Below are 24215 nucleotides of genomic sequence, written 5' to 3'. Positions count from 1 at the left end.
CCGTCATGAAGCCGATCTGCAAGCTCGTCACCGCAAACCGCCTCGCCGACGGCGAAGTCGTCTGGCTTGGGGCGCATGGCGCTTGGGTCGAAACCATCGAAAACGCCCTCGTGCTTGAGGACCCCGCAGCGGTGGAAGCGGCGGAAGCGGCAGCGGTCAGGGCCGTCGCCGCAAACGAGATCGTCGATGTCGACACGATCGACGTGACCCGCCAGGGCGCGGGCGTCGTGCCGGTGCGGCTGCGCGAGCGCATCCGCGCCGCCGGCCCCACCTTCCGAACCGATCTCGGCAAGCAGGCGCAGGCCTCCCGAGCCTTTGACGCGGCCTGACCAAGCCATCCGCCAGGAGTAGCCCCGTGTACCGTTACGATGAATTCGACCAGGAATTCGTGGACCAGCGCATCGCGCAGTTTTCCGATCAGGTGCGCCGACGCCTTGCGGGCGAGCTGAACGAGGACCAGTTCAAGCCGCTGCGGCTGATGAACGGCGTCTACCTGCAGCTTCATGCCTACATGCTGCGTGTCTGCGTGCCCTACGGCACACTGAACGGCGCCCAGATGCGCAAGCTCGCCCATATCGCGCGCACCTATGACCGTGGCTATGGCCACTTCACCACGCGCCAGAACATCCAGTTCAACTGGCCCAAGCTCTCCGACATCCCCGCCATCCTGAAGGAACTGGCGGAGGTGGAGATGCACGCGATCCAGACGTCGGGCAACTGCATCCGCAACACCACCGCCGATCATCTGGCGGGTGCGGCCGACGACGAGATCGCCGATCCGCGCCCCTATGCCGAGATCATCCGGCAATGGTCGTCGCTGCATCCGGAATTCACGTTCCTGCCGCGCAAGTTCAAGTTCGCGATCACCGGCGCACCCCATGACCGCGCGGCCATTCAGGTGCACGACATCGGCATGCAGATCGTCAGGAACGCGGCGGGCGAGCTGGGCTTCAAGGTCTATGTCGGCGGCGGCCAGGGCCGAACGCCGATGATCGCCAAGCTCGTGCGCGAATTCCTGCCCGAGGAGGATCTGCTCGCCTACTCGGAAGCGATCCTGCGCGTCTACAACCGCTACGGGCGGCGCGACAACAAGTACAAGGCGCGCATCAAAATCCTGGTGCATGAGACCGGGATCGAGGAGTTGCGCGGCGATATCGAGGCGGAATTCGAGAAGATCCGCCACGGCGTGCTGCAGCTTCCCGCCGACGAGGTGCGCCGGATCGAGGCCTATTTCGCGCTGCCCGCGCTCGACCCCACGGCAACGAGCGCACGGTTCGAGGCCAAGCGCGCCAGCAACCCGGCATTTGCCGCCTGGGCGGAGCGCAACGTGCATCCGCACAAGGTGGCGGGCCATGCCTCGGTGACGATCTCGCTGAAGCCCATCGGCGGCGTGCCGGGCGATGCCTCGGCCGAACAGATGGAGGCGATCGCGGGGCTCGCAGAGGAATTCGGGTTCGACGAGCTGCGCGTTTCCCACGAGCAGAACCTGATCCTGCCGCATGTGCGGCTCGACGATCTCGACAAGGTCCACGACGCGCTCGTCGCCGCCGATCTGGCGGAGGGCAATGCCGGGCTCATCACCGACATCATCGCCTGCCCCGGGCTCGACTACTGCGCGCTTGCCAATGCGCGTTCCATCCCGATCGCGCAGGAGATTTCCGAGCGTTTCGGCGATGCCGCGCGCCAGCGCTCCATCGGCGATCTGAAGATCAAGATCTCCGGCTGCATCAACGCCTGCGGCCATCACCATGTGGGCCACATCGGCATTCTGGGCGTGGAGAAGAAGGGCGAGGAGCTCTACCAGCTGACGCTGGGCGGCTCCGCCGACGAGCACACCTCGATCGGCTCGATCATCGGACGCGGCTTCGACGGCGACAGGATCGTCGATGCGGTGGAAACGGTGGTCGACACCTACCTGAAGCTCCGCGCCAACGACAACGAAACCTTCCTTGCGGCCTATCGCAGGGTCGGCGACGCACCTTTCAAGGAGGCGCTCTATGGCACAGCTTGACGCGACTGCCCTCGCGCTCGATCCCGAAAACGCGCTCAGGGCGGAAGCCCAGGCGCTCAATGTCCAGTATGGCGGCCTGCCGACACCGGACCTGCTGGACCATGTCCTTCACCGGCTCTATCCCGGCAGGATCGCGCTGGTTTCCTCCTTCGGCGCGGAGTCCTCGGTGCTGCTGCATCTGTTGGCGCAGGTCGACCGGCATGCGCCGGTGCTGTTCGTCGATACGCAGAAGCTCTTCGGCGAGACGCTGCGCTATCGCGAGGCGCTGATCGAGCGCTTCGGGCTGACCGGCGTGCGCACCACCACGCCGGACCCGGACGACCTGGCAACCGCCGATCCGCAGGGCTCGCTGTGGCTGCGCGACACCGACACGTGCTGCCATATCCGCAAGGTGCTGCCGCTGGAGCGCGCGCTCGACGGCTTCGATGCCTGGATCACGGGACGCAAGCGCTTCCAGAGCGCCACGCGTGCCTCGCTTTCGGTGTTCGAGGTCGCCAACGACCGCATCAAGGTGAACCCGCTCGCCACCTGGTCGGTGGATACGCTGAAGGCCTACGCGGAGACGCACGACCTGCCGCCGCATCCGCTGGTCGCGCAAGGTTTTCCCTCCATCGGCTGCATGCCCTGCACCGACCGTGTGGCGCCGGGCGAGGACCCCCGCGCCGGACGCTGGCGGGGTGCTGAAAAGACCGAATGCGGCATCCACCTGCCCACCCACGGGCGCGAGATCGACGGCAGCGGGATCTGAGCATGGCCGAAACGCAGGCAAACGACATCTACAGGGACGGCAGGTTCCTCCCCGACAGCTGGACGTATCTGGCCGACGACGATCCGGTTCCGGCCGAAGGCGCGGTGTTCCTGTCGCTTTCCCGTTTCCTCGCCGACATCGCGGTGCTGCGCGGACGCAACGCAGCCACTGGTGTCGTCGTGGAAGCCGGCGGGGACGTGCGATCGATCGCCGACGAGCTGGCGCATGTGGCGGCGGTGGCCGTGTCCTTTCCGAAATTCACCGACGGGCGCGGCTATTCCACCGCGCGCATCCTGCGCGAGGATCTGGACTTTGACGGCGAGATCCGGGCGATCGGCGACGTGCTGATCGACCAGATCGCACTGATGCGGCGCTGCGGCATCGACGCCTTCGAGGTGAGCCATGCCCCCACGCGCGCGGCGCTTGAGGCCGGGCACGTGCCGGAGGTCGACAACTACTACCAACCGGTCGGCCGGGCTTCGGAGGTTCCCACGGGAACGCGACCGTGGCTGCGCCGGCCGGCGTGAGGAGGGATGGGGGGTCCGGGAAACTCCTGCCCTGATCTCCCTTCTATTCGTGCATCCCTGCCGCTTCTCGCCCACGTCCCCATCTCGCTTGACCGGCTCCTCCGATCCGCCTCCAATGCGGCGAAACACGAGGAGCCTTCAATGTCCGATATCCGCATCGAGGAACGCGAAACGCTGATCGACACGCCGCGCGTCAAAACCGAGCGGCTGGTGCTGTCGCGACCCGACGGAGAAACGCGCGAGCACGTGGAGCGGATCGTCCACGATCACGGATCAGCCGCAACCGTCCTGCCGTACGATCCGGTGCGCAAGACTGTGCTGCTGACCCGCCAGATCCGTTTCCCGGTCTATGTCAGGGGCGACGCGGCGCTGCTGGTGGAGCCCTGCGCGGGGCTGATCGATCCAGGGGAAACGGCCGAGGATGCTGTGCGTCGCGAGGCGATGGAGGAGATCGGCACCCGGCTCGACACGCTGGAAAGGGTGGCAGAGGTCTATACCTCGCCCGGCTTCATGACCGAGAAGATCGCGCTCTATCTTGCCGCCTATGGACCGCAGGACCGGGTGGCCGACGGCGGCGGGCTTGAGGAGGAGCACGAACACATCGAGGTGCTGGAATGGCCGGCAGCACGCCTCGGGACGATGCTGGAAGCCGGAGAGATCAACGACGCCAAACTGCTGATACTGACCCAGGCGCTGCTGGCGCGGCGGCCGGACCTGTTTGAGTAGATTTCCCTGCTCGTCCGATGCTTTCGCCAGTTTGAGCTAATTCCTATCGAGACGATCGGAATATGTTCTGGCGGCGTCCCCTCCCCTTGCGGCGGCTTGCCGCAGCAATTTTGCGCGCGCTACCCTCCCCCCAACAACAATCATAGGGAGGAACGTCATGGGTAATCGTCTGGAGGGGAAAGTCGCCATCGTCACCGGCGCTGCGTCGGGGTTCGGCGAGGGCATCGCGACGCGGTTTGCCGAGGAAGGCGCCAAGGTCGTCATCGCCGACATGAACGGCGAAGGCGCGGCCCGCGTCGCCAGCCACATCGGGGCAAACGCGGTGGCGGTCACCGCCGACGTGACCGACACGGCCGACGTGGAGGCCATGGTGGCTGCGGCGCGCGGCAATTTCGGGCGGCTCGACATTCTGGTCAACAATGCCGGCTACACCCACAAGAACGGCCCGATGCTGGACATCGACGAGGAGACTTTCGACAGGCTCTTCGACGTCAACGCCAAGGCGATCTATCTGGCCACGCTGAAGGCGGTGCCGGTGATGGAGGAGACGGGCGGCGGCGTGATCCTCAACACCGCATCGACGGCGGGCCTGAGGCCGCGTCCGGGGCTGACCTGGTACAATGCGTCGAAGGGCTGGGCGATCACAGCCTCCAAGTCGATGGCGGTGGAGCTCGCGCCGAAGAAGATCCGCGTCAACGCTCTGTGCCCGGTCGCGGGCGAGACGGGCATGCTGCATCTCTTTCTCGGCGAGGATACGCCGGAGATGCGCGAGAAGTTCCGCTCGACCATTCCGCTCGGCCGGCTCTCGCGCCCGGAGGACATGGCCAATGCCGCCCTGTGGCTTGCTTCGGACGAGGCGGAGTTCATCACCGGCGTGGCGCTGGAGGTCGACGGCGGGCGCTGCGTGTAACGGGAGCCCCGCATCCGGCGCGAATCGTTGCGGTAGAATGGCACACGAAAAAACGCCGCTTGACACGTCGTTGCGGCAGCAAGCTAGCGTGTGCACGTTATTGTCTTACCGATCCACTCGGAGAAAAGATGAAAAAGTGCATGACCTTAGCGGCAGGGGTGGCAGGCCTGCTCGCCGCTTCGATGCTGACCAGCCCGACGTCCGCGCGCGTGATCGACTTCAAGATCCAGTCGTCCGGTCCGGTCTTCGACGGCCAGTCCTACGGGGATGCCGGCACCTATGAGCGGATCGACGCGATCGCCACGATCGCCGTCGATCCGAAGGCGCCGGAAAACGCCGTCATCGTCGGCATCGACAAGGCCCCGAAGGACAAGAACGGGGACGTCGTTTTTTCCACCGAGGTCTCCATCCTGCGCCCGAGCGAGGCGGCCAAGCGCTCTCCCTTCCTTTTCTACGAGATCGTGAACCGCGGCCGCAACCTCGCTTTCTCGGCACTCGATGGCGCGCATTCCAACTCGATTCCGTCCTCCGCGGAGGATGCCGGCGACGGCTTCCTGCCCGCGCACGGCGACACGATCGTGTGGAACGGTTGGCAGCCGCATCTGGCGGACAAGTTGATGAACATCGACCTGCCCGTGGAGAAGGGCGTAACCGGTATGTCCCGCGAGCAGGCCATCTTCGACAAGGCCGGTGAAACCGGCACGATCAAGCTGACCTACCCGGCCGCCGATCTTGATCCGGCCAAGGCGACGCTCACCGTTCGCACCGACGACGCCGACAAGGCCGAGACGCCCAAGGGCCTCACCTTCAAGTATGTCAGCCCGAGCGAAATCGAGATCACCCGTCCGGCCGATGCGCCCGCCGGCGCGATCTACGAATTCGTCTACCCGGCCAAGGATCCCGTTCCCGCCGGGCTCGGCATGGCGGCGATCCGCGATGTCGTGTCGTTCCTGCGCGGCAATCCCGGCCACGACGCTAAGTCCCCCGTGGACGGCATCACGTACACCGTCGGCATGGGCATCTCCCAGTCCGGCCGCCTGATGCGCGACATGATCTATCAGGGCTTCAATGCCGACGAGGGCGGCAAGCGCGTGTTCGACGGCGCGATGATCCACATCGCAGGTTCCCGCAAGACCTTCGTCAACTACGCCTTCGCGCAGCCCGGCCGCTACTCCCGCCAGCACGAGGACCACGACTTCCCCGGCGATCAGTTCCCCTTCACCTACGTGAAGACCACGGACGCGATCTCCGGCAAGACCGACGGTATCCTCGAGAAGTGCCAGGAGACCAAGACCTGCCCGAAGATCATGCATTCGGACAGCTCGACAGAATTCTGGCAGGCACGCGGCTACCTGCTGACGACCGCAACCGACGGCAAGAGCGCGCTGACGATGCCGGACAACGTCCGGCTCTATCTCATCGCCGGCACGCAGCACTTCTCGCTGTGGGACGCAAAGCCCGCGACGAAGGAGCAGGCCGCCTATCCGACCAACCCGCTCAGCGCCACGCCGGTGCTGCGCGCGCTCTATGACGACATGGAAGCCTGGGTTGCCGATGGCACGGAGCCCCCGGCCAGCCGCTACCCGAACCTCACCGACGGCACGCTGGCCGCACCGGCCGACCTCGCCTATCCCGAGATCGCCGGCACGCCGATGAAGCCGAAATACAACGTGCTTCAGGCGATGGACTACGCCACGCTGCCGCCGACCCGCGGCAAGGCCTACCCGGAACTGGTGCCCACGATCGATGCCGACGGCAACCCGCAGGGCGGCGTGACCCTGCCGCGCCTCGCCGCTCCGCTCGGAACCTACGAGGGCTGGAACCTGCGCACCAAGGGCTATGCCGAGGGCGAGCTCTTCAGCACCACCGGCAGCTTCATCGCCTTCCCGGCGACACCTGTCGACGACGACAGCCGCGACGCCCTGGCCGAGCGCTACGAGAGCACGGATGCCTATCTCGCGCAGGTCAAGGCAGCGGCAGAGGAACTCGTCGCCAACCGTCTGATGCGGGAAGAGGATGTGGCGAAGACACTGGAATACGCCAAACGCGACGCCGAGGCGCTGCAGTAGGTCAGCGGTTCCCGATTTCGCAAGAAACGACGCCCGCCGGAAGACCGGCGGGCGTTTTTCATTCCCCGAGACCTCGGGCGCTGGGGCGCTATCCAAATGCGCCACACCCTCCATCGTCATTGCCGGGCGCAGTCCGGGCAATCCAGCGCGGCCTGCGACTGTCAGGACGACGGCCATGGATCACCCGGACTGCGCCGGGTGATGACGAGCGGAGAGATTGTGCCTCGGGTCCAACGATGACTTCTTGCCTGGCGCTGCGCGGGCCGGGACCCTACTTCAGCGCCTGCAGCACGCTCACGTAGTTCGCGACCGCCGCGCCGCCCATGTTGAAGATGCCGCCGATCTCGGCATTGGGAAGCTGCATGTCGCCCGCCTCGCCGGCAAGCTGCATGGCGGTGATGGCGTGCATGGAAACGCCGGTGGCGCCGATCGGGTGGCCCTTGGCCTTCAGCCCGCCCGATACGTTGACCGGCAGCTTGCCATCGACCTCGGTCCAGCCCTCCAGAATCGCCTTCGCACCCTGGCCTTCCGGCGCGAGCCCCATCGCCTCATACTCGATCAGTTCCGCGATGGTAAAGCAGTCGTGGGTTTCCACGAAGGAAAGATCATCGAGCGTGATGCCGGCGGATTTCAGAGCCCGGTCCCAGGCGGTGGCACAGCCCTCGAACTTCAGGATGTCGCGCTTGGACATCGGCAGGAAGTCCTGCGCATGCGCAGTGGAGCGGAAGGCGACGGCCTTCCTCATGCCAAGCGCCGTCTCGGTGTTGGTGAGGACGATCGCGGCGGCACCGTCGGAGACGAGCGAACAGTCGGTGCGCTTCAGGGGACCTGCGACGATCGGGTTCTTGTCGCTCTCCGCGCGGCAGAACTCGTAGCCGAGATCCTTGCGCATCTGGGCATAGGGGTTCTTCACGCCGTTCCGATGGTTCTTCGCCGCGATTGCCGCCAGCGCGTCGGACTGATCGCCGTATTTCTGGAAATAGGCCCCGGCGATCTTGCCGAAGACGCCTGCAAAACCGGCGGGAATGTCGCCTTCTTCGGCAAGGTAGGAGGCCTTGAGCAGGTTCTGGCCGATCTCCGGACCCGGCGTCGTCGTCATCTGCTCCACGCCGACGACCAGCACGAAGCGCGCCGCACCCGAATTGACCGCGCGGACCCCCTGATGGACGGCGGCGGACCCTGTCGCGCAGGCGTTTTCCACCCGCGTCGCCGGCTTGAAGCGAAGCGCCGGGTCGGCCTGCAGCACCAGCGAGGCCGTGAAGTCCTGCGCGGAGAAGCCCGCGTTGAAATGGCCGAGCACGATCTCGTCGACGTCAGACGCCGCAATCCCCGCGTCGGCCAGCGCGCCGTTGGCCGCCTTGACGATCAGGCTCTCGACGGTCTCGTCGGAAAGCCTGCCGAAGGGCAGATGCGACCAGCCGACAATTGCTGCACTCATGGAAATCTCCTCCCTGTGAAGCGCCGCGCCGCGGGCCCGGCAAAGCCGCACCGACGGGCAGGCGCCCTGGCGCCGCCAAGAGCGCCGTTTCCTCCGGCTGCAAACGTAGCGCGGAGTGTGCGTTGCAACAACGGCAAAGATCGGCAGACGCCAGAAGCAAAGGGATGCAGCAGCGAAGCGAATCAGTTGGCGGTCGACAGGATGGACCTGAGCGCAAAGGTCGCTTGCGGACAAATCGCGCGCAACACCATGTAGACGGTGCCCGCAGGGCTGAGGTAGCGCCGCGTCAGCACCAGCCGACACAACCCCGACGCGAAATCGGGGGAAACCTCGCAGCGGATTTCTTGAAGAATCTGGGCAGGGCGAAGCCCGTGCAGGGAGGCCAGCAACGTGGGCAGATGCCCGCCTGACAGATGCGGCACGGCATCTCCACACGCCTCGTCGAGATAGATCCGGGCCGCAGCTTCCCAACCCGCCGTCTCGTCGCGAAAGACACCGGAAAGCCGCAGCATAGGTCCGCCCGACGGCAGATCGAAGTCCGCCCTGTCCGCCGCCGTTACCGTGGAAACGCCCTCCAGATGGAAAGGCCAGTCGAACGGCGAGGCCGCGAATCCCTCGACCACATGATAGCCGGCACCGACAGAACGTTCCTGCGCACGCACCACCTCCGTGCCGCGCCCCTGGCGCGACTTGACGAGGCCGCGTTCGCGCAACGCCCTGAGCCCGTGCCGGATCGTATGCCGGCTGACCTGAAACCGCGCGGACAGCTGCGCCTCTGTGGGCAACAGCGTGCCCTCGGGATGGATCCCCTCACGGATCTCTCGGCCAAGGGTCTCGGCGATCTGCTCGTATTTCGGAACCTGCATCTGCATTCCGTGATCAAGCGTTTGAAAACATAATTCGCATTCCGGGAATTGGCATTGTCTCTTGTTACACGGAAGGAGATCTCTTTTTTGACCAACCCTAGATAGAGGCAAGTGGTTTATAACTTTATGGTTACTAACACTCGGCCTCCCGGATTCGCTCAACGTAACCGGCGCGCCTTGTAACCTTGCGATTGCGCGCCGTGTATCTCTTTTCTTGGCGACGACAAAACACACGCGACACGACACCCCCTCGCTCCAGCTGCACCTGCGGAATATCGAGCGGTTTTCGGCTACCGCATCGCAAACAATGCCGCTGATCCGAACTGACTGGCTGAACCGACTGGCCGAGCACGTGGACTGCACAAGTGGGCCGGGCGAGAGCCCCGGACAAGAGGCCTGACAAGAGCACCCAGCGAAAGAGACCAGCCCGGCGCCCCTCGCACAGCCGCCCCTCCCGGGACGGGTTGGGCAGGAGGGGCCGGGCAGAAGGCGAAGGGCCGGATGGACCGGGTCGTAGACCGAGGATCATGCACCGCAAGCTTACGCGAGCCTTGCCGGGCGAGCGCGGCAAGGGTACATGCGCATGTATCATGGCTCTTCCACCGCTCCTCACCCTGCAATCGATCCGGCTCACCTTCGGCGGCACCGCGCTGTTCGAGGATGTCGAGATGGCCGTCGCGCCGGGCGACCGGCTGTGCCTCGTCGGGCGCAACGGCTCCGGCAAATCGACCCTGCTGAAGATCGCCGCCGGCCTTGTCGAGGCCGACGGCGGCCGCCGTTTCGTGCAGCCCGGTGCCACGGTGCGCTACTTGCCGCAGGAACCGGACCTTTCCGGCTTCGCGACCACGCTCGCCTACGTGGAAGCAGGGCTTGCGCCGGGAGACGACCATTACCGGGCCCAATATCTGTTGAACGAGCTGGGCCTGACCGGGGAGGAGCACCCCGAGCAGCTTTCCGGCGGCGAAGCCCGGCGGGCGGCGCTGGCGCGGGTTCTGGCGCCGGTTCCCGACATCCTGTTGCTGGACGAACCGACCAACCACCTCGACCTGCCGGCGATCGAGTGGCTGGAGGAGGAGCTCTCCTCCATGCGTTCGGCCCTCGTCCTGATCTCGCACGACCGCCGTTTCCTTCAGGATCTCGCCCGCTCCACGCTGTGGCTGGACCGCGGCACCTTGCGTCGGATGGACCAGGGATTTGCCAATTTCGAGGCATGGCGGGACGACGTTCTGGAGCAGGAGGAGCGCGACCGCCACAAGCTCGATCGCAAGATCGTGGCCGAGGAGCATTGGGTCCGCTACGGCGTCACCGCAAGGCGAAAGCGCAATATGGGACGCATGCGCGCCCTCGCCGACCTGCGCACGCAACGCCGCGAACAGCGCAAGTCCCAGGGCAACGTCAAGCTGACCGCAAGCGAGGGTGAAACCTCCGGCAAGGAGGTGGTCAAGGCCGAGGAGATTTCCAAGGCTTTTGGCGAGCGCGCGATCGTCGACCGGTTCTCCACCATCATCCAGCGCGGCGATCGGATCGGCATCATCGGGCCGAACGGCGCGGGCAAGACGACGCTGCTGAACCTTCTGACGGGAAAGCTTCAGCCCGACAGCGGCAAGATCAAGCTCGGCACCAACCTCCAGATGGTGACGCTCGACCAGCGCCGGGCGAGCCTCGATCCCGCATGGACACTGCGCGAGGCGCTGACCGACGGACGCGGCGACAAGCTGGAGATCGGCGGCGTCACCAAGCACGTCGTCGCCTACATGAAGGATTTCCTGTTCACTCCGGAACAGGCGGGAACGCCGATTTCCGCGCTTTCGGGCGGCGAACGCGGCCGGCTGATGCTGGCACGCGCGCTCGCCACGCCCTCCAACATGCTGGTGCTCGACGAGCCGACCAACGATCTCGACCTGGAGACGCTCGATCTCCTTCAGGAACTGATCGCCGACTACACCGGCACCGTGATCCTTGTCTCCCACGACCGCGATTTCCTGGACCGGGTGGCGACATCGGTCATCGCGGGCGAGGGCGACGGCACCTGGATCGAATATGCCGGCGGCTATTCCGACATGGTCGCCCAGCGCGGCCACGGGGTGCGGGCGCGCAATGAGGGTGCGCAAGCGTCGGCCAAGCCCGGCAAGCCGCAGACGGGTTCGCCGGACAGCGCACCGGCAGGAAAGCCGCAGACGGCGAAGCGCAAGCTGTCGTTCAAGGAAAAGCACGCGCTGGAGACCCTGCCCGGCCGGATGGAGACGCTTCAGGCCGATATCGCCACGCGGCGCGCGAAGATCGCGGACCCCGCCTTCTATTCGCGCGATGCGGACGGATTTTCCCAGGTGACGGCGGAGCTGGAGCGGCTGGAGGGCGAACTGGCGGCAGCCGAGGAACAGTGGCTGGAACTGGAAATGCTGCGCGAGGAGCTGGAAGGCCGGTGAACGCAGAAAAGCCCGCCCTGCCCGAGATTTACGTGGACGCCGACGCCTGCACGGTGAAGGCGGAGGTGGTGCGCGTGGGCGAACGGCACGGGCTCACCATGCATTTCGTCACCAACCAGTGGATGCGGCTCGACGACAGCCCGCTGGTGAAGCGCGTCATTGTGCCCGAAGGTCCGGACGCGGCAGACGACTGGATCGCAGACGCCATCACCGCACGCGACATTTGCATTACCAACGACATCCCGCTCGCCTCGCGCTGTCTGGAGAAGGGCGCGCAGGTTCTGGGCCAGTCCGGCAAACCGTTCGACGGGGCGGGCATCGGCATGGCGCTTGCCATGCGCGATCTCAACCGGCACCTGCGCGAAACAGGGGAGATTCGCGGAGGCGGACGGGCGGTGAGCCAGAAGGATCGGTCCGCCTTCCTGTCCGCGCTTGAAAACATGGTGCAGGCGGCACGGCGCTGCCGCTGACAGCCCTTAGCCGTCGTATTGCCGCCCGGCCTCTATCAAATGGAAGACTGGACAAACGGCCTCTTCCGCTACAAGATTTACCTAACGGAAAATAATAGGCTGCCGCGATCGAACGATCGAGCGGCGCAATGTTCGTTGTGCACTTCGGATTAACCGCAGCAGGTCGGGTTACTGCCGTTGAGCACCCCAGGAGACGTTGCGCGCGCACCGGCGCATGGAGTTACATCCGAGCGCCGGCAGGTAAGCGTTATCTTTTGCGACATCGTGCAATCGACTGCCATGTCGTGCGCGCTGGAGCCGGAAGATCTCTGGGCGGTGATGAACCGCTATCGCGAAACCGTCCGCGAAATGGTGCGTTCGCTGGGCGGCATCATCTGCCACCACAAGGGCGACGGCATTCTGTGCTGCTTCGGATATCCCGCCGCGCACGAGGACAATGCGAGCCGCGCGGTAATGGCCGCGCTTGGCGTGCTGTCCCACATGGAACGCGAAAACCGGCGTTGCGCGGTCGGCGACAACAGCGCAACGCCGCTTCGCCTGCGCATCGGCATCGCGACCGGCGAAGTGGCGATCGTCGACAACCGTGCGAGCGATCCTGACGGACTTGAGCTTCTCGGCCCCGCACCGAACCTGGCCGCACGTCTCCAGACCGGCGCGGGGCAGAACATGGCGCTGGTGGACGACACGACCTATCGCCTGACGCGGAGCGAATTCCGCTTCGCACCCGCCCGCACGGCCCGGCTGAAGGGATTTCGCGACCCGATCACCGTGCACCGGCCAGTGGCCGCGGAGCCCCGCCGCACCCGCTTCGAGCGGAGCGGCGGCGGCAGGCTTTCCGAATTCGTCAACCGCGCGCACGAGCAATCGGCCCTGTGCGACGCCTGGCGGCAGACCTGTGCCGGCCGCGGACAGGTGGTTCTGGTGACGGGCGATGCCGGGATCGGCAAGTCGCGGCTGGTGCGGCACTTCCTGGAAGGCCTCGGCGAGGCGCGCCCGCGCGATATCGAGCTGCAATGTTCCGCACTGTGCTCGCGCACGACGCTGCATCCCTTCGCGGCCGGCCTCAGCCATTTCATCGGACTGGAAGAGACCGACACGGAGGAGGCCAAGGTCCACCGGCTGCGTGCCTTCCTTGCCGGGCTCGGCATCCGCGACGGCTATTCGGTGCCGCTGCTCGGCCATCTGATCGGCCTTGCGGCGGCGCAATGCCTTCCGCTTCTGGGCATGCTGACGCAGACCGAAATAGCCCGGCGCACTGCGGCGCTGATGGTGACGTGCCTCGCGGCACTTGCCGACCGCCATCCCGTCATCCTCTTTGTCGAGGACGTTCACTGGGCCGATGCGGCCTCTCTGGACCTCATCGAGGCGCTGGCTGCGGGAAGCGTGTGCAGGCCGGTTATGATCCTCCTCACCTCTCGCCCTTCCCCCCGGACCGGGCCATGCGCACCGCTGGACGCGCTGCACAATGCCCCCAACAGCCGCGTGCTCACACTGGAAAGGCTGGGCCGCCGCGATGCAGCACGGATCGCCGCCAGCATCGCGCACCTTGCGGGAGCCGGCCCGCTTCGTGGCGACTGGATCGACCGGATTGTGGAGCGTTCCGATGGCGTGCCGCTCTTCATCGAGGAACTGACGCGGGCGGTCATCGACAAGGCGAGCGATGCAGCCACCTTGCCCCAACACAGCTCCGTGCGCGGCCCCGACGACGGCATTCCCGCGACCTTGCGCGATTCGCTGGCCGCCCGCCTGGACCGCCTGCGATTCGGCCTGCCCGGCGGCCCCTCGCCCAAATGGATTGCCCAGATCGGTGCCTGCATCGGGCGGGAATTCTCGCGCGAGATGCTCATGCGGCTTGCCGACATGCCCGGCATAGCGATGCCGGGAACCCACGGCCCCTGCAAGCGGGAGGCTTTGCTTCAGGATGCGCTGAACCGACTTGTGGAAGCGGATCTGATCTGTCCCGTCTCCGATCTCGGCGACAGCTATCGCTTCAAGCACGCGCTGGTGCAGGACGCCGCCTATGCCGGCTTGTGGCGCGACGACAGGAAATACATCCACGCCTGCCTGCTGGCGCTGCTGGAGGAAAACGGCGGCGCCGAAGTGGCCGGCAGCGTGGCTTCCGGCGCCAGGCCGGAGCTGCTCGCCCATCACGCCTGCAGGGCCGGCATGCCGGAAACCGCGGTCCGCCACTGGCTTACCGCGGGACAGCACGCCGCGCGACGCTCGAACATGACGGAGGCGCGGTCGAGCTACGAGGAGGCGCGGCGGATCGCCCGCACCATCGCAGACGAGACCAAGCGCACGGACGCAGAGCTGGAGGCGCTGGTCGCGCTCGGCACCGTGCGGATGATGGAAAAGGGCGTCGGCGGGCTCGGTGTGGAACACTGCTTCGACGAGGCGCGCAAGCTCGGCGAAGAAAAGAACGGCGACCGTGGCCTGACCGCGTCGGCGCAGCTCGGCAAGCAGCTCATCCTGACCGTGCGCGGACGCAACCGCGAAGCGCTCGGTCTTGCCCGCACCTGCCTTGCGACGGCGCAGCTTGCGCAGGAACGCTCCTACGAAATGGAAGCCCGCCGGCAATATGGCGTGGCCTTGTTCTGGAACGGCCGCCTGCAGGAGGCCTGCCGCCATTTCTCGACTGTCGCGCTGCGCCACGAGGAGGCGCGGCCGGGCTATCTCTCCGTGCTTTTTGGCCCCGATCTGCGCACCGCCTCGCTCTCGCTGCTGGCGCTGTCGCAGGCTCTGCTCGGGTTGAGCGAAACCGCGCTGGAGACGAGCCGACAATCAATGCGCATCGCGATGGAGACGAATCACAATCACAATCTCGGCTATGCGCTGCTGTGCCGGGCCATGTTGTTCGACCTGCTGGAGCTTGCCGAATGCGGCGATGCGGCGGAAACGGCGGTCGAATTCTGCACCAATCGGGATCTGCGGTTCTGGGCCGCCTGGTCGCGGGTCGTTCAGGGAAACGCGCTGATCCGCATGGGCAACGCGGCGGAGGGGCTGCGGCAGGCGGAGGCCGGCTTCGATGCCTTCATCGGCACCGGAGCGGGCGTGGCGCGCCCTCACCTCATCGCAATCCTCGCCAATGGCGACCAGAGGCTGGGTGCGGACAAACGGGCCCTCAAGCGGCTGGAGACAGCGTGCCGGATCGCGCGGGAGGATGGAGAAACGCTGTTTGAGAGCGAGCTGTGGCGCGCACGCGCGCTGCTTGGCAAGGATACGGCGGCACCCCGGCGGACCGAACGCCTGTTCACCGCCGCCCTCAGGCGCACGCGCGAGCGCGGACTGCTGCTGTTCGAAGCCCGCACCGCGCTTGACTTCGGCCACTGGCTCACCGCAACGGCACGGTGCAAGGAGGCGCGTACGGTCGTCGCCGAAACCCTGGAACGCTGCCGCGAAGGCGAGGACCGCGCGGGCATGGCCTTACTCGAAACCTTCCTGCAAGAAAACGCCGCCTGAGCGGGCGATCCACGCGCCTGCCGGCCGGTCGCCCAAGACGCCGGTCGCCCAAGACGGTTCTTCCCTGGCTATTCGGCAGCCACCGGTGCTTCGGCCAGCGCGGCGCCGGGTTCGAGCGCCGGCAGGGCGGGAAGGCCGAGCTTGCACAGATCCGGGTTGGGCGCGGCCTCTTCGGGAATGCGCCAAAGCCCGCTCGCCAGCGCCGCGCGTCCCCAGGAAAGCGATGCCGTCCATCTGGCCAGCGGAATGGAAACGAGCGGCCCCAGGAAAACTGGCAGCGCAGGGATCAGAACGGGCGTGGCGAAGGACGCGAACCAGGCGACGCCGGCCGCGCCGAACAGGGTCTGCGGCCAAAGCCTGCGTACGGCGCTGGCGTAGGGCACCGCGTGGAGCCCCCGCCGCTGGGCAGACCATGTACCGCCGCGCCCCAGCGCCAGCCTGGCGATGAAGACGGTGTGGGCGAGCGCCATGACAGGCGCGAGCAGCATGGAAAAGACAATCTCCGCGACAACGCCCGCGAGGATCCGCGCCGTGCCGCCGAAAGCGCGCCGGCGCTCCGGGGTCGCGAGAATATCGAGGACGGTGGCGAGCTTCGGCGCGAAGACCATTCCCATGATGCTGGCGAAGAGCGCGCCACCGAGCACCGGATCGAAATTCAGGACCGCGTTGTCCTGAAAGATGACAAGGCCTGCGGAGAGCATCATGAAGGCGACCCAGGCCGGCGAGCCGGCAAACATCAGTATGGCGAGCACGAGCTGCATGCGGCTGACCGGCCGGATGCCCTTCATGCCGAGAAGCTTCAGATACTGCATGTTGCCGTGGCACCAGCGCAGATCGCGGCGGATGAACTCGATCAGGTCCGGTGGGTTCTGCTCGAAGCTGCCGCCTTCGAGCGGCAGAACGCGGACCTCGTAGCCCGCCCGGCGCATCAGCACGGCCTCCACCTGATCGTGGCTGAGGACGGGGCCCGACAGAGGCCCGCTGCCGGAAAGCTCCGGCAGGTGGCATGCGGCGATGAAAGGCTCAAGACGAATGAGGGCGTTGTGTCCCCAGTAGGGGCCGCAGTCGCCCTGCCACCAGGCCGAGCCCAGCGTGTAGGAGCGCATGCCGAGCCGCATGCCGAACTGGAAGATGCGGGCAAAGGCGCTCATCGTCGGCAGGCCGACCACGAGGCTCTGCACGATGCCGAGCCTCTCGTGACGCTGCATCAGCCGCACGAGGCGCAGGATGGCGGGCGCATCCATGTAGCTGTCGGCATCGAGCACGAGGGCGAAATCGTGCGCAGCCCCCCAACGCTCGCAGAAATCGCGGATGTTGCCGGCCTTGAAGGCGTGATTGTCGCTCCGCCTGCGGTAGGTGACCGCGATATCCGCACCCCAGCGCGCCTGAAGGGAGGCGGCAAGCCTCTCCTCCGCGCCGATGATCTCGTCCCACGAGCTGTCGGAGAGCAGATAAAGATGGAAATGCCGGCAGACGCCTTCCTGAAGCAGTCCTTCCAGCATCGTTTCCACGCTGCGGGCGACGCCCTCGACCTCCTCGTTGCGCAGGCACACGAGGATCGCGGTGGAACGCGCGATCGGCGCCAAGGCGTCCTCGTCGGCCAGCAGCGGATTGACGGCGACGGCCGGATTGCGGGACAAGCGCATGAGCGCAAGGCCGATCACGGCGTTCCAAAAGCCTATGACGAGCCAGGGCAGCGTGACGAGAAAGAGCGCCAGCAACACGCCCTCGACCGGCAGGATGCCGCCGCGGTGCATGGAGGCGAACATCAGCAGTGCGAGGCCGGCGAGGCTCGCACCGACCAGCACGGCAAAGACGATGCGCCGGCGGGTCATTGCACTGGGCGAGACATGCGCGGATCGATCAGGGAACACGGCGGCAGAACTCATGTCTGATTTACTCGAAATGACGCCGACCCGACTGCGGCGGATGAAGGAAACCGGCAATGGCTGAAAGAGCAACGACGGGGTCCACGGTGGCCGAAGCGCTTTGGTACATCGGCGCTCGTTGCGCCGCAATACGGCAGGAGACGCTGGGTGAGCTTCCGCCCGATCACATTCGCGTTGAGACCATTAGCAGCGGCATCAGCCGGGGAACCGAGAGCCTCGTCTTTGCCGGCGCGGTGCCGGAAGAGGAATGGCAGCGCATGCGCGCGCCAATGCAGGCCGGCAGCTTTCCCTTCCCGGTCAAATACGGCTACCAGAGCGTCGGCCGCGTGGCGGCCGGGCCATCGGAATGGATCGGTCGGACCGTCTTCGTTCTGCACCCTCACCAGACCCTCTTCGACGCGCCGGTTTCCGCGGCGACGCTCCTGCCCGATCACATTCCGCCAACAAGAGCGGTTCTTTGCGGCAACATGCAGACAGCCCTTACCGCCACGTGGGATGCACGGCCAGCGCCGGGCGATCACATTAGTGTGGTCGGCGGCGGCGTGATCGGATTGCTGACCGCCTGGCTCTGCGCGAAGATCCCGGCAACCTCGGTGGAGCTTGTCGACGTGAACGGCACGCGGGCTCGGCTTGCCGAAGACCTGGGGCTCTCCTTCGCCACACCGGATCGCGCGCGCGCCGATAACGACCTCGTGATCCATGCCAGCGCCAGCGAGGCCGGGCTGGAGACGGCCCTGTCGCTTGCCGGCGACGAGGCCCTTGTCCTGGAGATGAGCTGGTACGGCGAAAAGCCCGTCAAAGTGCCGCTCGGCGGGGCCTTTCACAGCCGGCGGCTCAGGATCGCGGCAAGCCAGGTCGGACGCATTCCGGCCGACCATCGCGCCCGCTGGGATTTCGCCCGGCGCAACCGGACCGCCATCGCGCTTCTTGACGATGCCCGCCTCGATGGGCTTCTTGAGGAGCCGATCGCCTTCCGCAGCCTGCCCGAAGCGCTGCCGCGCATCTTCGACAGGCAGAGCGGCGTGCTCTGCCAGGTGGTGGACTACGGCACGGCGTGACGCGCGAGAAGTTGGCGAAGCCATCCTGTTGCGCGTCGAGGACCCCGCCCGAACGAAACCGGATTCAACCCACGGAGTGTACCCGCTTGTTTGCCGTCGAAGTTCGCGACCACATCATGATCGCCCACAGTTTTGCGGGCAGCCTTTTCGGCCCGGCCCAGGCCCTGCACGGGGCGACCTTCGTGGTCGATGCCGCCTTCCTGGCGCGCAGTCTCGATGCCAATGGCGTCGTCATCGATATCGGGCGGGCGCACGAGGCGCTGAAGGCGATCCTGGCGCCGCTCAACTACCGAAATCTCGACGAGGTCGAGGCGTTTGCCGGCATCAACACCACGACGGAATTCCTGACCGGTTACATCCACGAGAAGCTGAGCGAGGTGGCGCGCGCGGACGGGCTGGGGCGCCCCGGCGCGGAAATCGACAGGATCCGCGTCACGCTTTCGGAAAGCCACGTGGCGCGCGCCTGGTACGAGGGCCCGATCGGCGCGGAGAGCGGCGGCGGCAAATGACGGGCGCACGGCTCGTCTTCGCCTATCCCGGCGCGCTCGACACACCGAGCGGCGGCTACGAATACGACCGCCGCATTATGGCCGGGCTGGAGCGGCGCGGCTGGTCGCTGATGCCGCTCTCTCTGGGCGTTGGGTTTCCCTTCGCCGCAACCGAGGTGTGCGAGCGGGCCCTGGCGCAGCTTTCCGGCCTGCCCCAGGCGGTTCCCGTGGTCATTGACGGACTGGCGCTCGGCGTGCTGCCGGCGGCGGCAGCGACGCTGGGGGCCGGACGACCGCTGATCGGCCTCGTCCATCACCCGCTGGCGCTCGAAAGCGGCTTGTCCCGCGAAACGGCCGAGGGCCTGCGGACGAGCGAGCGTCACGCGCTTGCCGGATGCAGGGGCGTGATCGTGCCGAGCCCGGCGACCGCACGCGTCCTGACGGCAGACTACGGAGTTGCGCCGGCTCAGATCGTCGTCGTGCGCCCGGGTACGCATGGGACCGGCGGGTCAGGGCCGGCGCCGGACCGCCGACAGCGCACGAGCGATGACCCGATCCGGCTTCTCGCGGTGGGATCGCTGGTGCCGCGCAAGGGACACGAGATCCTGCTGGATGCCCTTTCGACCATGGCGGACATGCCGTTCCACCTCGATATCGCCGGCAGTCCTGACTTCGATCCCGATTGCGCGGCACGGATCCGCGAGAAGGCAAGATCCCCGGCACTCGCCGGTCGGGTGACGCTGCACGGCGTCGTCGGACGAGAGGCACTCGACGCGCTTTACGGACAGGCGGATCTGTTCGTCCTCGCTACCCGCTACGAAGGCTACGGAATGGTCTTTGCCGAAGCGGTGGCGCATGGCGTTCCGGTGCTGGCGACTGGCGACGGTGCGGTAGCCGAAACGGTGCCCGAAGGTGCGGGGCGGGTGTTTCCCGCGGCCGATGCGGCCGGCTTTCGCAAGGCCCTCAGACAGCTGCTGACAGATGCCGCCATGCGCGAAGAGCTTGCCGCCGGTGCGCGCAGGGCCGCGGCGCGCCTGCCGGACTGGGACACGGCTGCGGACGAATTCGCGGCCGCGGTCGCGCGCTTCACACAACCGAGGGAGAAGACGCGATGACAGGATTTTCTGCCGATTGGCTCTCCTTGCGCGAACCGGCCGACGAACGGGCCCGCGCCCGCGAGATACGCGACGCCGCCGTGCGCTCAGTCGCCGGCAAGGCCGCACCGCGCATTGTCGATCTCGCCTGCGGCACCGGCTCGACGCTGCGGGCGCTTGCCCCTTCGATCGGCTCCGCCCAGCGCTGGCGGCTCGTCGATAACGATCCGGCGCTGCTTGAGCGGGCGCGCAGCGAATGTGGCGGGCGCGCCGGCATCGAGGAACTTGAGACGATCGCGGCGGACCTTGCCGACGATCCTGGAGCGGTGATCGCGGACGCGGATCTCGTCACGACCTCGGCCTTTCTCGATCTCGTCTCCGAGGACTGGGCGGCGCGCCTGGTCGCGACGCTCGCGAACCGCGGTCTGCCCTTCTACGCGGCACTCAGCTACGACGGACGGGTGAGCTGCGAGCCGGCACATCCCCTCGACGACAGGATCACGGAACGCGTCAACCGGCATCAGCGCGGCGACAAGGGTTTTGGTCCGGCACTCGGTCCCGACGCGGCGCAGAAGATAGTCGAGCTCCTTGAAAGGGCTGACTTTTCCGTGATGCAGGCGCGCTCCGACTGGACTTGCCGGACAAGCGAACCCATCTTCCAGAGCGAACTGATCGGCGGCTGGGCACTGGCGGCAGGGGAAACCGGCGGGATTTCCGCCGACGATCTAGCGGACTGGAAAGCGTTTCGGCTCGCGGCGGTCGCAGCGGGCAGGTCGTGCATTCGCGTCGGCCACGTGGATGTCTTCGCCCGCCCGCAAGCCGACGTGCCAACCGCCGTTCACGGCAGCGTGTAGAAAATATGGCTTTTTCCGGCAACCGCCTCTGGTAGGGTGGCTGCCCCTTGGGAACTGGACCCGTGGAAACCGGAAAGGGCCGCCGGAGTTTGCTTGAGCGGTCTGCCGTCGCTCGTGCCGGATTGAGCGCCGGATCGCCACCCCCGATGCCACGTCGTGGCCTCTCAGTCATGAAACGCGTGTGATGCTGCAAAAGAACACTAGCTCTTCGTTCCAGTCCTTCGGGGACCCGATCCTGACGGCGGTTCACCGGTCCCTTGGCGAGATGCAGGGTCGCCGGCCGCTCGCCGTCGCTTGCGAGGACGGCTTGCGCTTCGCGCTGGTGCTGGACGGGTGCGGCGACGACGAGATCGCTGCATTCATCGATGGTTTGTGCGGCGGAGAGGCCGATCTCGTGCTGTCGGCGGTTCGGGCAAGGATGATGCGGCTTGCGCCCGAGATCACGCACGGCGCCGTCGCCACGCCCGTCGCATCGCCGGCGGCGGGTGGCCCGGGCGCCCTGCAATTGATGGAAATCGCGACCGCACCCGAGCTGATATCGCAGCCGGCTTCGGTCTTGCCGTTCGAAGCGGCAGGCCGCGCGGCGACAGCCGCGGTGGAGCTTGCCAAGCTCGCACAGCGCATCCCGGCCTGTCTGGTCGCGCGCAATCCCGCGCCTGCCCCCGTCGACGAGAGCCTGATCGTGGTGAAGGCGGAGGAGGTGGAGCGCTTCCGGGCCCGGCTGGCGGCCACGCTGAAGCCGGTGAGCGAGGCCCGCGTGCCCATCGCGGAAGGAATATCGACGCGTTTCGTGATCTTCCGCAATGCCATCGGCGGCATCGCCACGGCGGTCGTCGTTGGCGAGCCGGACGCGGAAAAGCCCGTGCCCGTGCGCGTTCATTCCTCCTGCCTCACCGGCGACATCTTCGGCTCCAGACGCTGCGATTGCGGCGAACAGCTACAGCTCGCCCTGCGCAGGCTGGACGAACTCGGCGGCGGCTGCCTGATCTATCTCGATCAGGAAGGGCGCGGGCTGGGGCTTGCCAACAAGATGCACGCCTACGCGCTGCAGGATCAGGGGCTCGACACCGTCGATGCGAACATGGTGCTGGGCTTCCACGACGACGAGCGCGACTACCACGCAGCAGGCTTCATGCTGAAGCGCATGGGTTGGGAGCGCATCACGCTTCTGACCAACAATCCGACCAAGCTCCGGGGGCTTGCGGATGCGGGCATCGAGGTCGTCGACCGGATGCCGGTGGTAACCGAGGTCAATGGCGACAACCGCCGTTACCTGGAAACCAAGGCGCGCCGCGCCGGACACCTGCTCGATACGGCCGGATTTCTGGAGACGGTTTGACGCCTGGCGACTCGGCCGATCGGACGCGTTTCCGATGCCCTGGCGCAGGCATCATAACCTAACGACAGACTACGCATTTTCGGCTAGTGTTTCCTTCGCCTTTCGGAGGGGAGACATTGCATGCAGACAGATGAAGTCGCCTATGGCGCGACGGCGCGGTCGTTTCACTGGGTCACCGCCGCGCTGGTCCTGACCATGATCCCAGCCGGGATCGCGATGGGGAACGTGCCGTCCGGTGCACTCCAGAATTTCCTGTTCGACTTTCACCGCTCGTGTGGAGTGGTGCTTTTCGTCATTACCGCGGGCCGGCTCCTGTGGCGGCTGAAATCGCCGCCGGCGCCAATCATCGAAGACATTCCCGCCCTCCAGAGACTTGTCGCGCACATCGTCCACGTCCTGCTCTATGTGCTGCTTCTGGTGCAGCCCATCATCGGCTGGATCGGCACATCGGCCTTCGGTGCGCCCATAACCGTGTTCTGGCTGTTCGTGCTCCCGCCCGTCGTCGGCAAGGACAAGGCCATGGCCGACACGTTCTTCGAGCTTCACGAGACGCTGGGGCTGGCGATGGCGGCGCTTGTGCTCATGCATATCGCCGGGGCGCTCTATCACCATTACATCCGCCGCGACCGCACGCTCATGCGGATGGTCACCGGCGCCTGATCGGCGGCGGGGCAAAGGGATCGCGGGTATAGGCTGGCGTGTTCTGGCGCCGCAGAAGCTCGTCTGCCTTGCGGCGGGTCTCGTCGTTCTGGCGATCGCGGATCTGCTGCTGGCGCTGGCGCAGGGAGTCGCGCAGCGCCTGATCGGTCTGTTGTTGCTGGCGCTGCAACAGTTCCGCCCCGCTCGGTGACAGCTGCGCGACGGCGACCGAGCCAAGGGCAAGGGCGACAAGGACGGGCAGCAGCAGGGCGATAAAGGTGCGCATGGCTCCGATATAGGGTCTCAGCCGGTGGATTTGGAGGGCAAAATCCGGCCCTATCGCCGCATGTGAGCCAATGTGCCAGAGGGATTGATCTGGAGCGCTTTCCGTTCAGACGATTCCGTCTGAACGGAAAGCGCTCTAGGCCCGGATAGGGCCTATCCAGCTTCCGCCAGCCCCTTCTCGCGCTCAAGGCCCGCGACGAGGTCGTTAAACCCCTCGCCCTGTATGAGGATGTGGCTCTTGAGGATGGTTTCCACCTCCTCAGGCTCTTCCCTGACGATGGCCGCGACGATGGCGCGATGCTCGGCAAGCGAGCGGCGCATGCGCCCGCGCACGCAAAGTTGCAGGCGTCGATAGGGCTTCAGCCGGCGATGCAGCGCCATCGCCTGGGCGCAGAGATAGCCGTTGCCGCCGGCGCGATAGATCAGGAAATGGAAGCGCTCGTTCTCGTAGTAGTAGCGGTCGAGTTCGCCGCGCGAACAGGAGGCCTCGCAGGCCTCCAAAGCGGCGGTCAGCTCCACGGTCTGCGCCCTTGTGATCCGGCGTGCCGCAAGCCGGCCGCACATGCCTTCGAGTTCCGCCATCACCTCGAACATCTCGATGATCTCCGAAATCGACGGCTTGCGCACGAAGGCGCCCCTGCGCGGCTTCAGTTCCACCAGCCCCGAGGCCGCAAGATGCTGGATCGCCTCACGGATCGGGGTGCGCGAGACATCGAAGCGGGTGGCAAGGCGCACCTCGTCGAGCCTGTCGCCGGGCGCATAGGTTCCCGTCAGGATGTCCTGTTCAAGCTGGTCGCGCAGCCGGTCGGCGATACGCTCACTCATCAACACGCCTCACGTTACCCCTGCTCCATCGCATCCTGCTCCCATCTGCGCCCGGCGCTCGCGATAGGGAGCCCTCCCCCGCTCGTGACGT

Annotated in this window: 21 protein-coding genes; 16 read left to right on the top strand and 5 right to left on the bottom strand. The window is 66.4% G+C overall.

Annotated features, from left to right (window positions below):
• The first annotated feature begins 5 nt into the window (after positions 1 to 5).
• The 7 genes from V2L18_RS13965 (at position 6) to V2L18_RS13935 (ending at position 6991) form a co-directional block, all read left to right on the top strand.
• The gene (locus V2L18_RS13965; RefSeq protein ID WP_336178873.1) at positions 6 to 329 is read left to right on the top strand and encodes a DUF2849 domain-containing protein; all 324 of its coding nucleotides are present in this window, start codon (positions 6 to 8) and stop codon (positions 327 to 329) included.
• A gap of 26 nt (positions 330 to 355) precedes the next feature.
• Complete coding sequence (locus V2L18_RS13960) at positions 356 to 2011, top strand: nitrite/sulfite reductase (protein WP_336178872.1); 1656 nt, start codon at positions 356 to 358, stop codon at positions 2009 to 2011.
• A complete protein-coding gene (locus tag V2L18_RS13955; protein ID WP_336178871.1) occupies positions 1998 to 2759 on the top strand; it encodes a phosphoadenylyl-sulfate reductase in 762 nt (253 codons plus the stop codon). Before V2L18_RS13960 ends, V2L18_RS13955 begins: the two co-directional genes overlap by 14 nt.
• Positions 2760 to 2761: 2 nt before the next feature.
• Positions 2762 to 3286: a DUF934 domain-containing protein gene (locus V2L18_RS13950; protein WP_336178870.1), complete on the top strand. Its 525-nt coding sequence runs from the start codon at positions 2762 to 2764 to the stop codon at positions 3284 to 3286.
• Between the two features lie 141 nt (positions 3287 to 3427).
• Positions 3428 to 4012: an NUDIX hydrolase gene (locus V2L18_RS13945; RefSeq protein WP_336178869.1), complete on the top strand. Its 585-nt coding sequence runs from the start codon at positions 3428 to 3430 to the stop codon at positions 4010 to 4012.
• Between the two features lie 157 nt (positions 4013 to 4169).
• On the top strand, positions 4170 to 4922 hold the full coding sequence (locus tag V2L18_RS13940) for an SDR family oxidoreductase (RefSeq protein WP_336178868.1): 753 nt from the start codon (positions 4170 to 4172) through the stop codon (positions 4920 to 4922).
• Positions 4923 to 5062: 140 nt separating this feature from the next.
• Entirely contained in the window at positions 5063 to 6991 is a 1929-nt protein-coding gene (locus V2L18_RS13935; protein ID WP_336178867.1) for an alpha/beta hydrolase domain-containing protein, read from the top strand.
• 271 nt (positions 6992 to 7262) lie between these two features.
• Here the strand turns inward: V2L18_RS13935 and V2L18_RS13930 are convergent, their stop codons facing one another.
• Both V2L18_RS13930 and V2L18_RS13925 read right to left on the bottom strand, forming a co-directional pair.
• Positions 7263 to 8429 carry an acetyl-CoA acetyltransferase gene (locus tag V2L18_RS13930; RefSeq protein WP_336178866.1) on the bottom strand — a complete coding sequence of 389 codons (1167 nt, stop codon included), beginning with the start codon at positions 8427 to 8429 and terminating at the stop codon, positions 7263 to 7265.
• Positions 8430 to 8611: 182 nt separating this feature from the next.
• Positions 8612 to 9295 carry a GntR family transcriptional regulator gene (locus V2L18_RS13925; RefSeq protein WP_336178865.1) on the bottom strand — a complete coding sequence of 228 codons (684 nt, stop codon included), beginning with the start codon at positions 9293 to 9295 and terminating at the stop codon, positions 8612 to 8614.
• A gap of 590 nt (positions 9296 to 9885) precedes the next feature.
• Between V2L18_RS13925 and V2L18_RS13920 the strand changes: the two genes are divergently transcribed.
• The 3 genes from V2L18_RS13920 to V2L18_RS13910 all read left to right on the top strand — a co-directional run bounded on the left by V2L18_RS13920 (position 9886) and on the right by V2L18_RS13910 (position 15653).
• Positions 9886 to 11721 (top strand): ATP-binding cassette domain-containing protein, encoded by a 1836-nt coding sequence (locus tag V2L18_RS13920; protein WP_336178864.1) that lies wholly within the window; start codon positions 9886 to 9888, stop codon positions 11719 to 11721.
• Between the two features lie 17 nt (positions 11722 to 11738).
• Positions 11739 to 12191 carry a YaiI/YqxD family protein gene (locus tag V2L18_RS13915; RefSeq protein WP_336179133.1) on the top strand — a complete coding sequence of 151 codons (453 nt, stop codon included), beginning with the start codon at positions 11739 to 11741 and terminating at the stop codon, positions 12189 to 12191.
• Positions 12192 to 12368: 177 nt separating this feature from the next.
• On the top strand, positions 12369 to 15653 hold the full coding sequence (locus V2L18_RS13910) for an AAA family ATPase (RefSeq protein ID WP_336178863.1): 3285 nt from the start codon (positions 12369 to 12371) through the stop codon (positions 15651 to 15653).
• Between the two features lie 68 nt (positions 15654 to 15721).
• On the opposite strand, the gene mdoH is transcribed toward V2L18_RS13910, so the two are convergent.
• Positions 15722 to 17542, bottom strand: coding sequence for a glucans biosynthesis glucosyltransferase MdoH (mdoH, locus tag V2L18_RS13905; protein ID WP_336178862.1), 1821 nt, complete (start codon positions 17540 to 17542; stop codon positions 15722 to 15724).
• A gap of 56 nt (positions 17543 to 17598) precedes the next feature.
• On the opposite strand from mdoH, the gene V2L18_RS13900 reads away from it, so the two are divergent.
• From V2L18_RS13900 to V2L18_RS13875, 6 genes are all read left to right on the top strand, one after another.
• Complete coding sequence (locus V2L18_RS13900) at positions 17599 to 18600, top strand: zinc-binding alcohol dehydrogenase (protein WP_336178861.1); 1002 nt, start codon at positions 17599 to 17601, stop codon at positions 18598 to 18600.
• Between the two features lie 86 nt (positions 18601 to 18686).
• Entirely contained in the window at positions 18687 to 19109 is a 423-nt protein-coding gene (locus tag V2L18_RS13895; RefSeq protein ID WP_336178860.1) for a 6-carboxytetrahydropterin synthase, read from the top strand.
• Positions 19106 to 20203 (top strand): glycosyltransferase family 4 protein, encoded by a 1098-nt coding sequence (locus tag V2L18_RS13890; protein ID WP_336178859.1) that lies wholly within the window; start codon positions 19106 to 19108, stop codon positions 20201 to 20203. Before V2L18_RS13895 ends, V2L18_RS13890 begins: the two co-directional genes overlap by 4 nt.
• A complete protein-coding gene (locus V2L18_RS13885; RefSeq protein WP_336178858.1) occupies positions 20200 to 21036 on the top strand; it encodes a class I SAM-dependent methyltransferase in 837 nt (278 codons plus the stop codon). The genes V2L18_RS13890 and V2L18_RS13885 overlap by 4 nt, the downstream gene beginning before the upstream one ends.
• 184 nt (positions 21037 to 21220) lie before the next feature.
• Entirely contained in the window at positions 21221 to 22375 is a 1155-nt protein-coding gene (ribA, locus tag V2L18_RS13880) for a GTP cyclohydrolase II RibA (RefSeq protein WP_336178857.1), read from the top strand.
• A 120-nt stretch (positions 22376 to 22495) separates the two neighbouring features.
• Positions 22496 to 23035, top strand: a complete 540-nt coding sequence (locus V2L18_RS13875) for a cytochrome b (protein WP_336178856.1) — start codon at positions 22496 to 22498, stop codon at positions 23033 to 23035.
• Here the strand turns inward: V2L18_RS13875 and V2L18_RS13870 are convergent.
• Together V2L18_RS13870 and V2L18_RS13865 are read right to left on the bottom strand one after the other, a co-directional pair.
• A complete protein-coding gene (locus tag V2L18_RS13870; RefSeq protein WP_336178855.1) occupies positions 23022 to 23300 on the bottom strand; it encodes a hypothetical protein in 279 nt (92 codons plus the stop codon). The genes V2L18_RS13875 and V2L18_RS13870 overlap by 14 nt on opposite strands.
• A 152-nt stretch (positions 23301 to 23452) precedes the next feature.
• Positions 23453 to 24124, bottom strand: a complete 672-nt coding sequence (locus V2L18_RS13865) for a GntR family transcriptional regulator (RefSeq protein ID WP_336178854.1) — start codon at positions 24122 to 24124, stop codon at positions 23453 to 23455.
• Positions 24125 to 24215 lie beyond the last annotated feature (91 nt).

Source organism: Breoghania sp. JC706 (assembly GCF_037026715.1).
Lineage (GTDB): Bacteria > Pseudomonadota > Alphaproteobacteria > Rhizobiales > Stappiaceae > Breoghania.
This window is presented reverse-complemented; position numbering and strand designations above follow the sequence as displayed.

Bases quoted from the DNA above. Each gene is read 5' to 3' on its own strand.
- ribA (WP_336178857.1), top strand. From the start codon at position 21,221: ATGCTGCAAAAGAACACTAGCTCTTCGTTCCAGTCCTTCGGGGACCCG.
- V2L18_RS13930 (WP_336178866.1), bottom strand. From the start codon at position 8,429: ATGAGTGCAGCAATTGTCGGCTGGTCGCATCTGCCCTTCGGCAGGCTT.
- V2L18_RS13875 (WP_336178856.1), top strand. From the start codon at position 22,496: ATGCAGACAGATGAAGTCGCCTATGGCGCGACGGCGCGGTCGTTTCAC.
- V2L18_RS13935 (WP_336178867.1), top strand. From the start codon at position 5,063: ATGACCTTAGCGGCAGGGGTGGCAGGCCTGCTCGCCGCTTCGATGCTG.
- V2L18_RS13885 (WP_336178858.1), top strand. From the start codon at position 20,200: ATGACAGGATTTTCTGCCGATTGGCTCTCCTTGCGCGAACCGGCCGAC.
- V2L18_RS13920 (WP_336178864.1), top strand. From the start codon at position 9,886: ATGGCTCTTCCACCGCTCCTCACCCTGCAATCGATCCGGCTCACCTTC.
- V2L18_RS13870 (WP_336178855.1), bottom strand. From the start codon at position 23,300: ATGCGCACCTTTATCGCCCTGCTGCTGCCCGTCCTTGTCGCCCTTGCC.
- V2L18_RS13950 (WP_336178870.1), top strand. From the start codon at position 2,762: ATGGCCGAAACGCAGGCAAACGACATCTACAGGGACGGCAGGTTCCTC.
- V2L18_RS13940 (WP_336178868.1), top strand. From the start codon at position 4,170: ATGGGTAATCGTCTGGAGGGGAAAGTCGCCATCGTCACCGGCGCTGCG.
- V2L18_RS13955 (WP_336178871.1), top strand. From the start codon at position 1,998: ATGGCACAGCTTGACGCGACTGCCCTCGCGCTCGATCCCGAAAACGCG.
- V2L18_RS13900 (WP_336178861.1), top strand. From the start codon at position 17,599: ATGGCTGAAAGAGCAACGACGGGGTCCACGGTGGCCGAAGCGCTTTGG.
- mdoH (WP_336178862.1), bottom strand. From the start codon at position 17,542: ATGAGTTCTGCCGCCGTGTTCCCTGATCGATCCGCGCATGTCTCGCCC.
- V2L18_RS13865 (WP_336178854.1), bottom strand. From the start codon at position 24,124: ATGAGTGAGCGTATCGCCGACCGGCTGCGCGACCAGCTTGAACAGGAC.
- V2L18_RS13965 (WP_336178873.1), top strand. From the start codon at position 6: ATGAAGCCGATCTGCAAGCTCGTCACCGCAAACCGCCTCGCCGACGGC.
- V2L18_RS13925 (WP_336178865.1), bottom strand. From the start codon at position 9,295: ATGCAGGTTCCGAAATACGAGCAGATCGCCGAGACCCTTGGCCGAGAG.
- V2L18_RS13945 (WP_336178869.1), top strand. From the start codon at position 3,428: ATGTCCGATATCCGCATCGAGGAACGCGAAACGCTGATCGACACGCCG.
- V2L18_RS13890 (WP_336178859.1), top strand. From the start codon at position 19,106: ATGACGGGCGCACGGCTCGTCTTCGCCTATCCCGGCGCGCTCGACACA.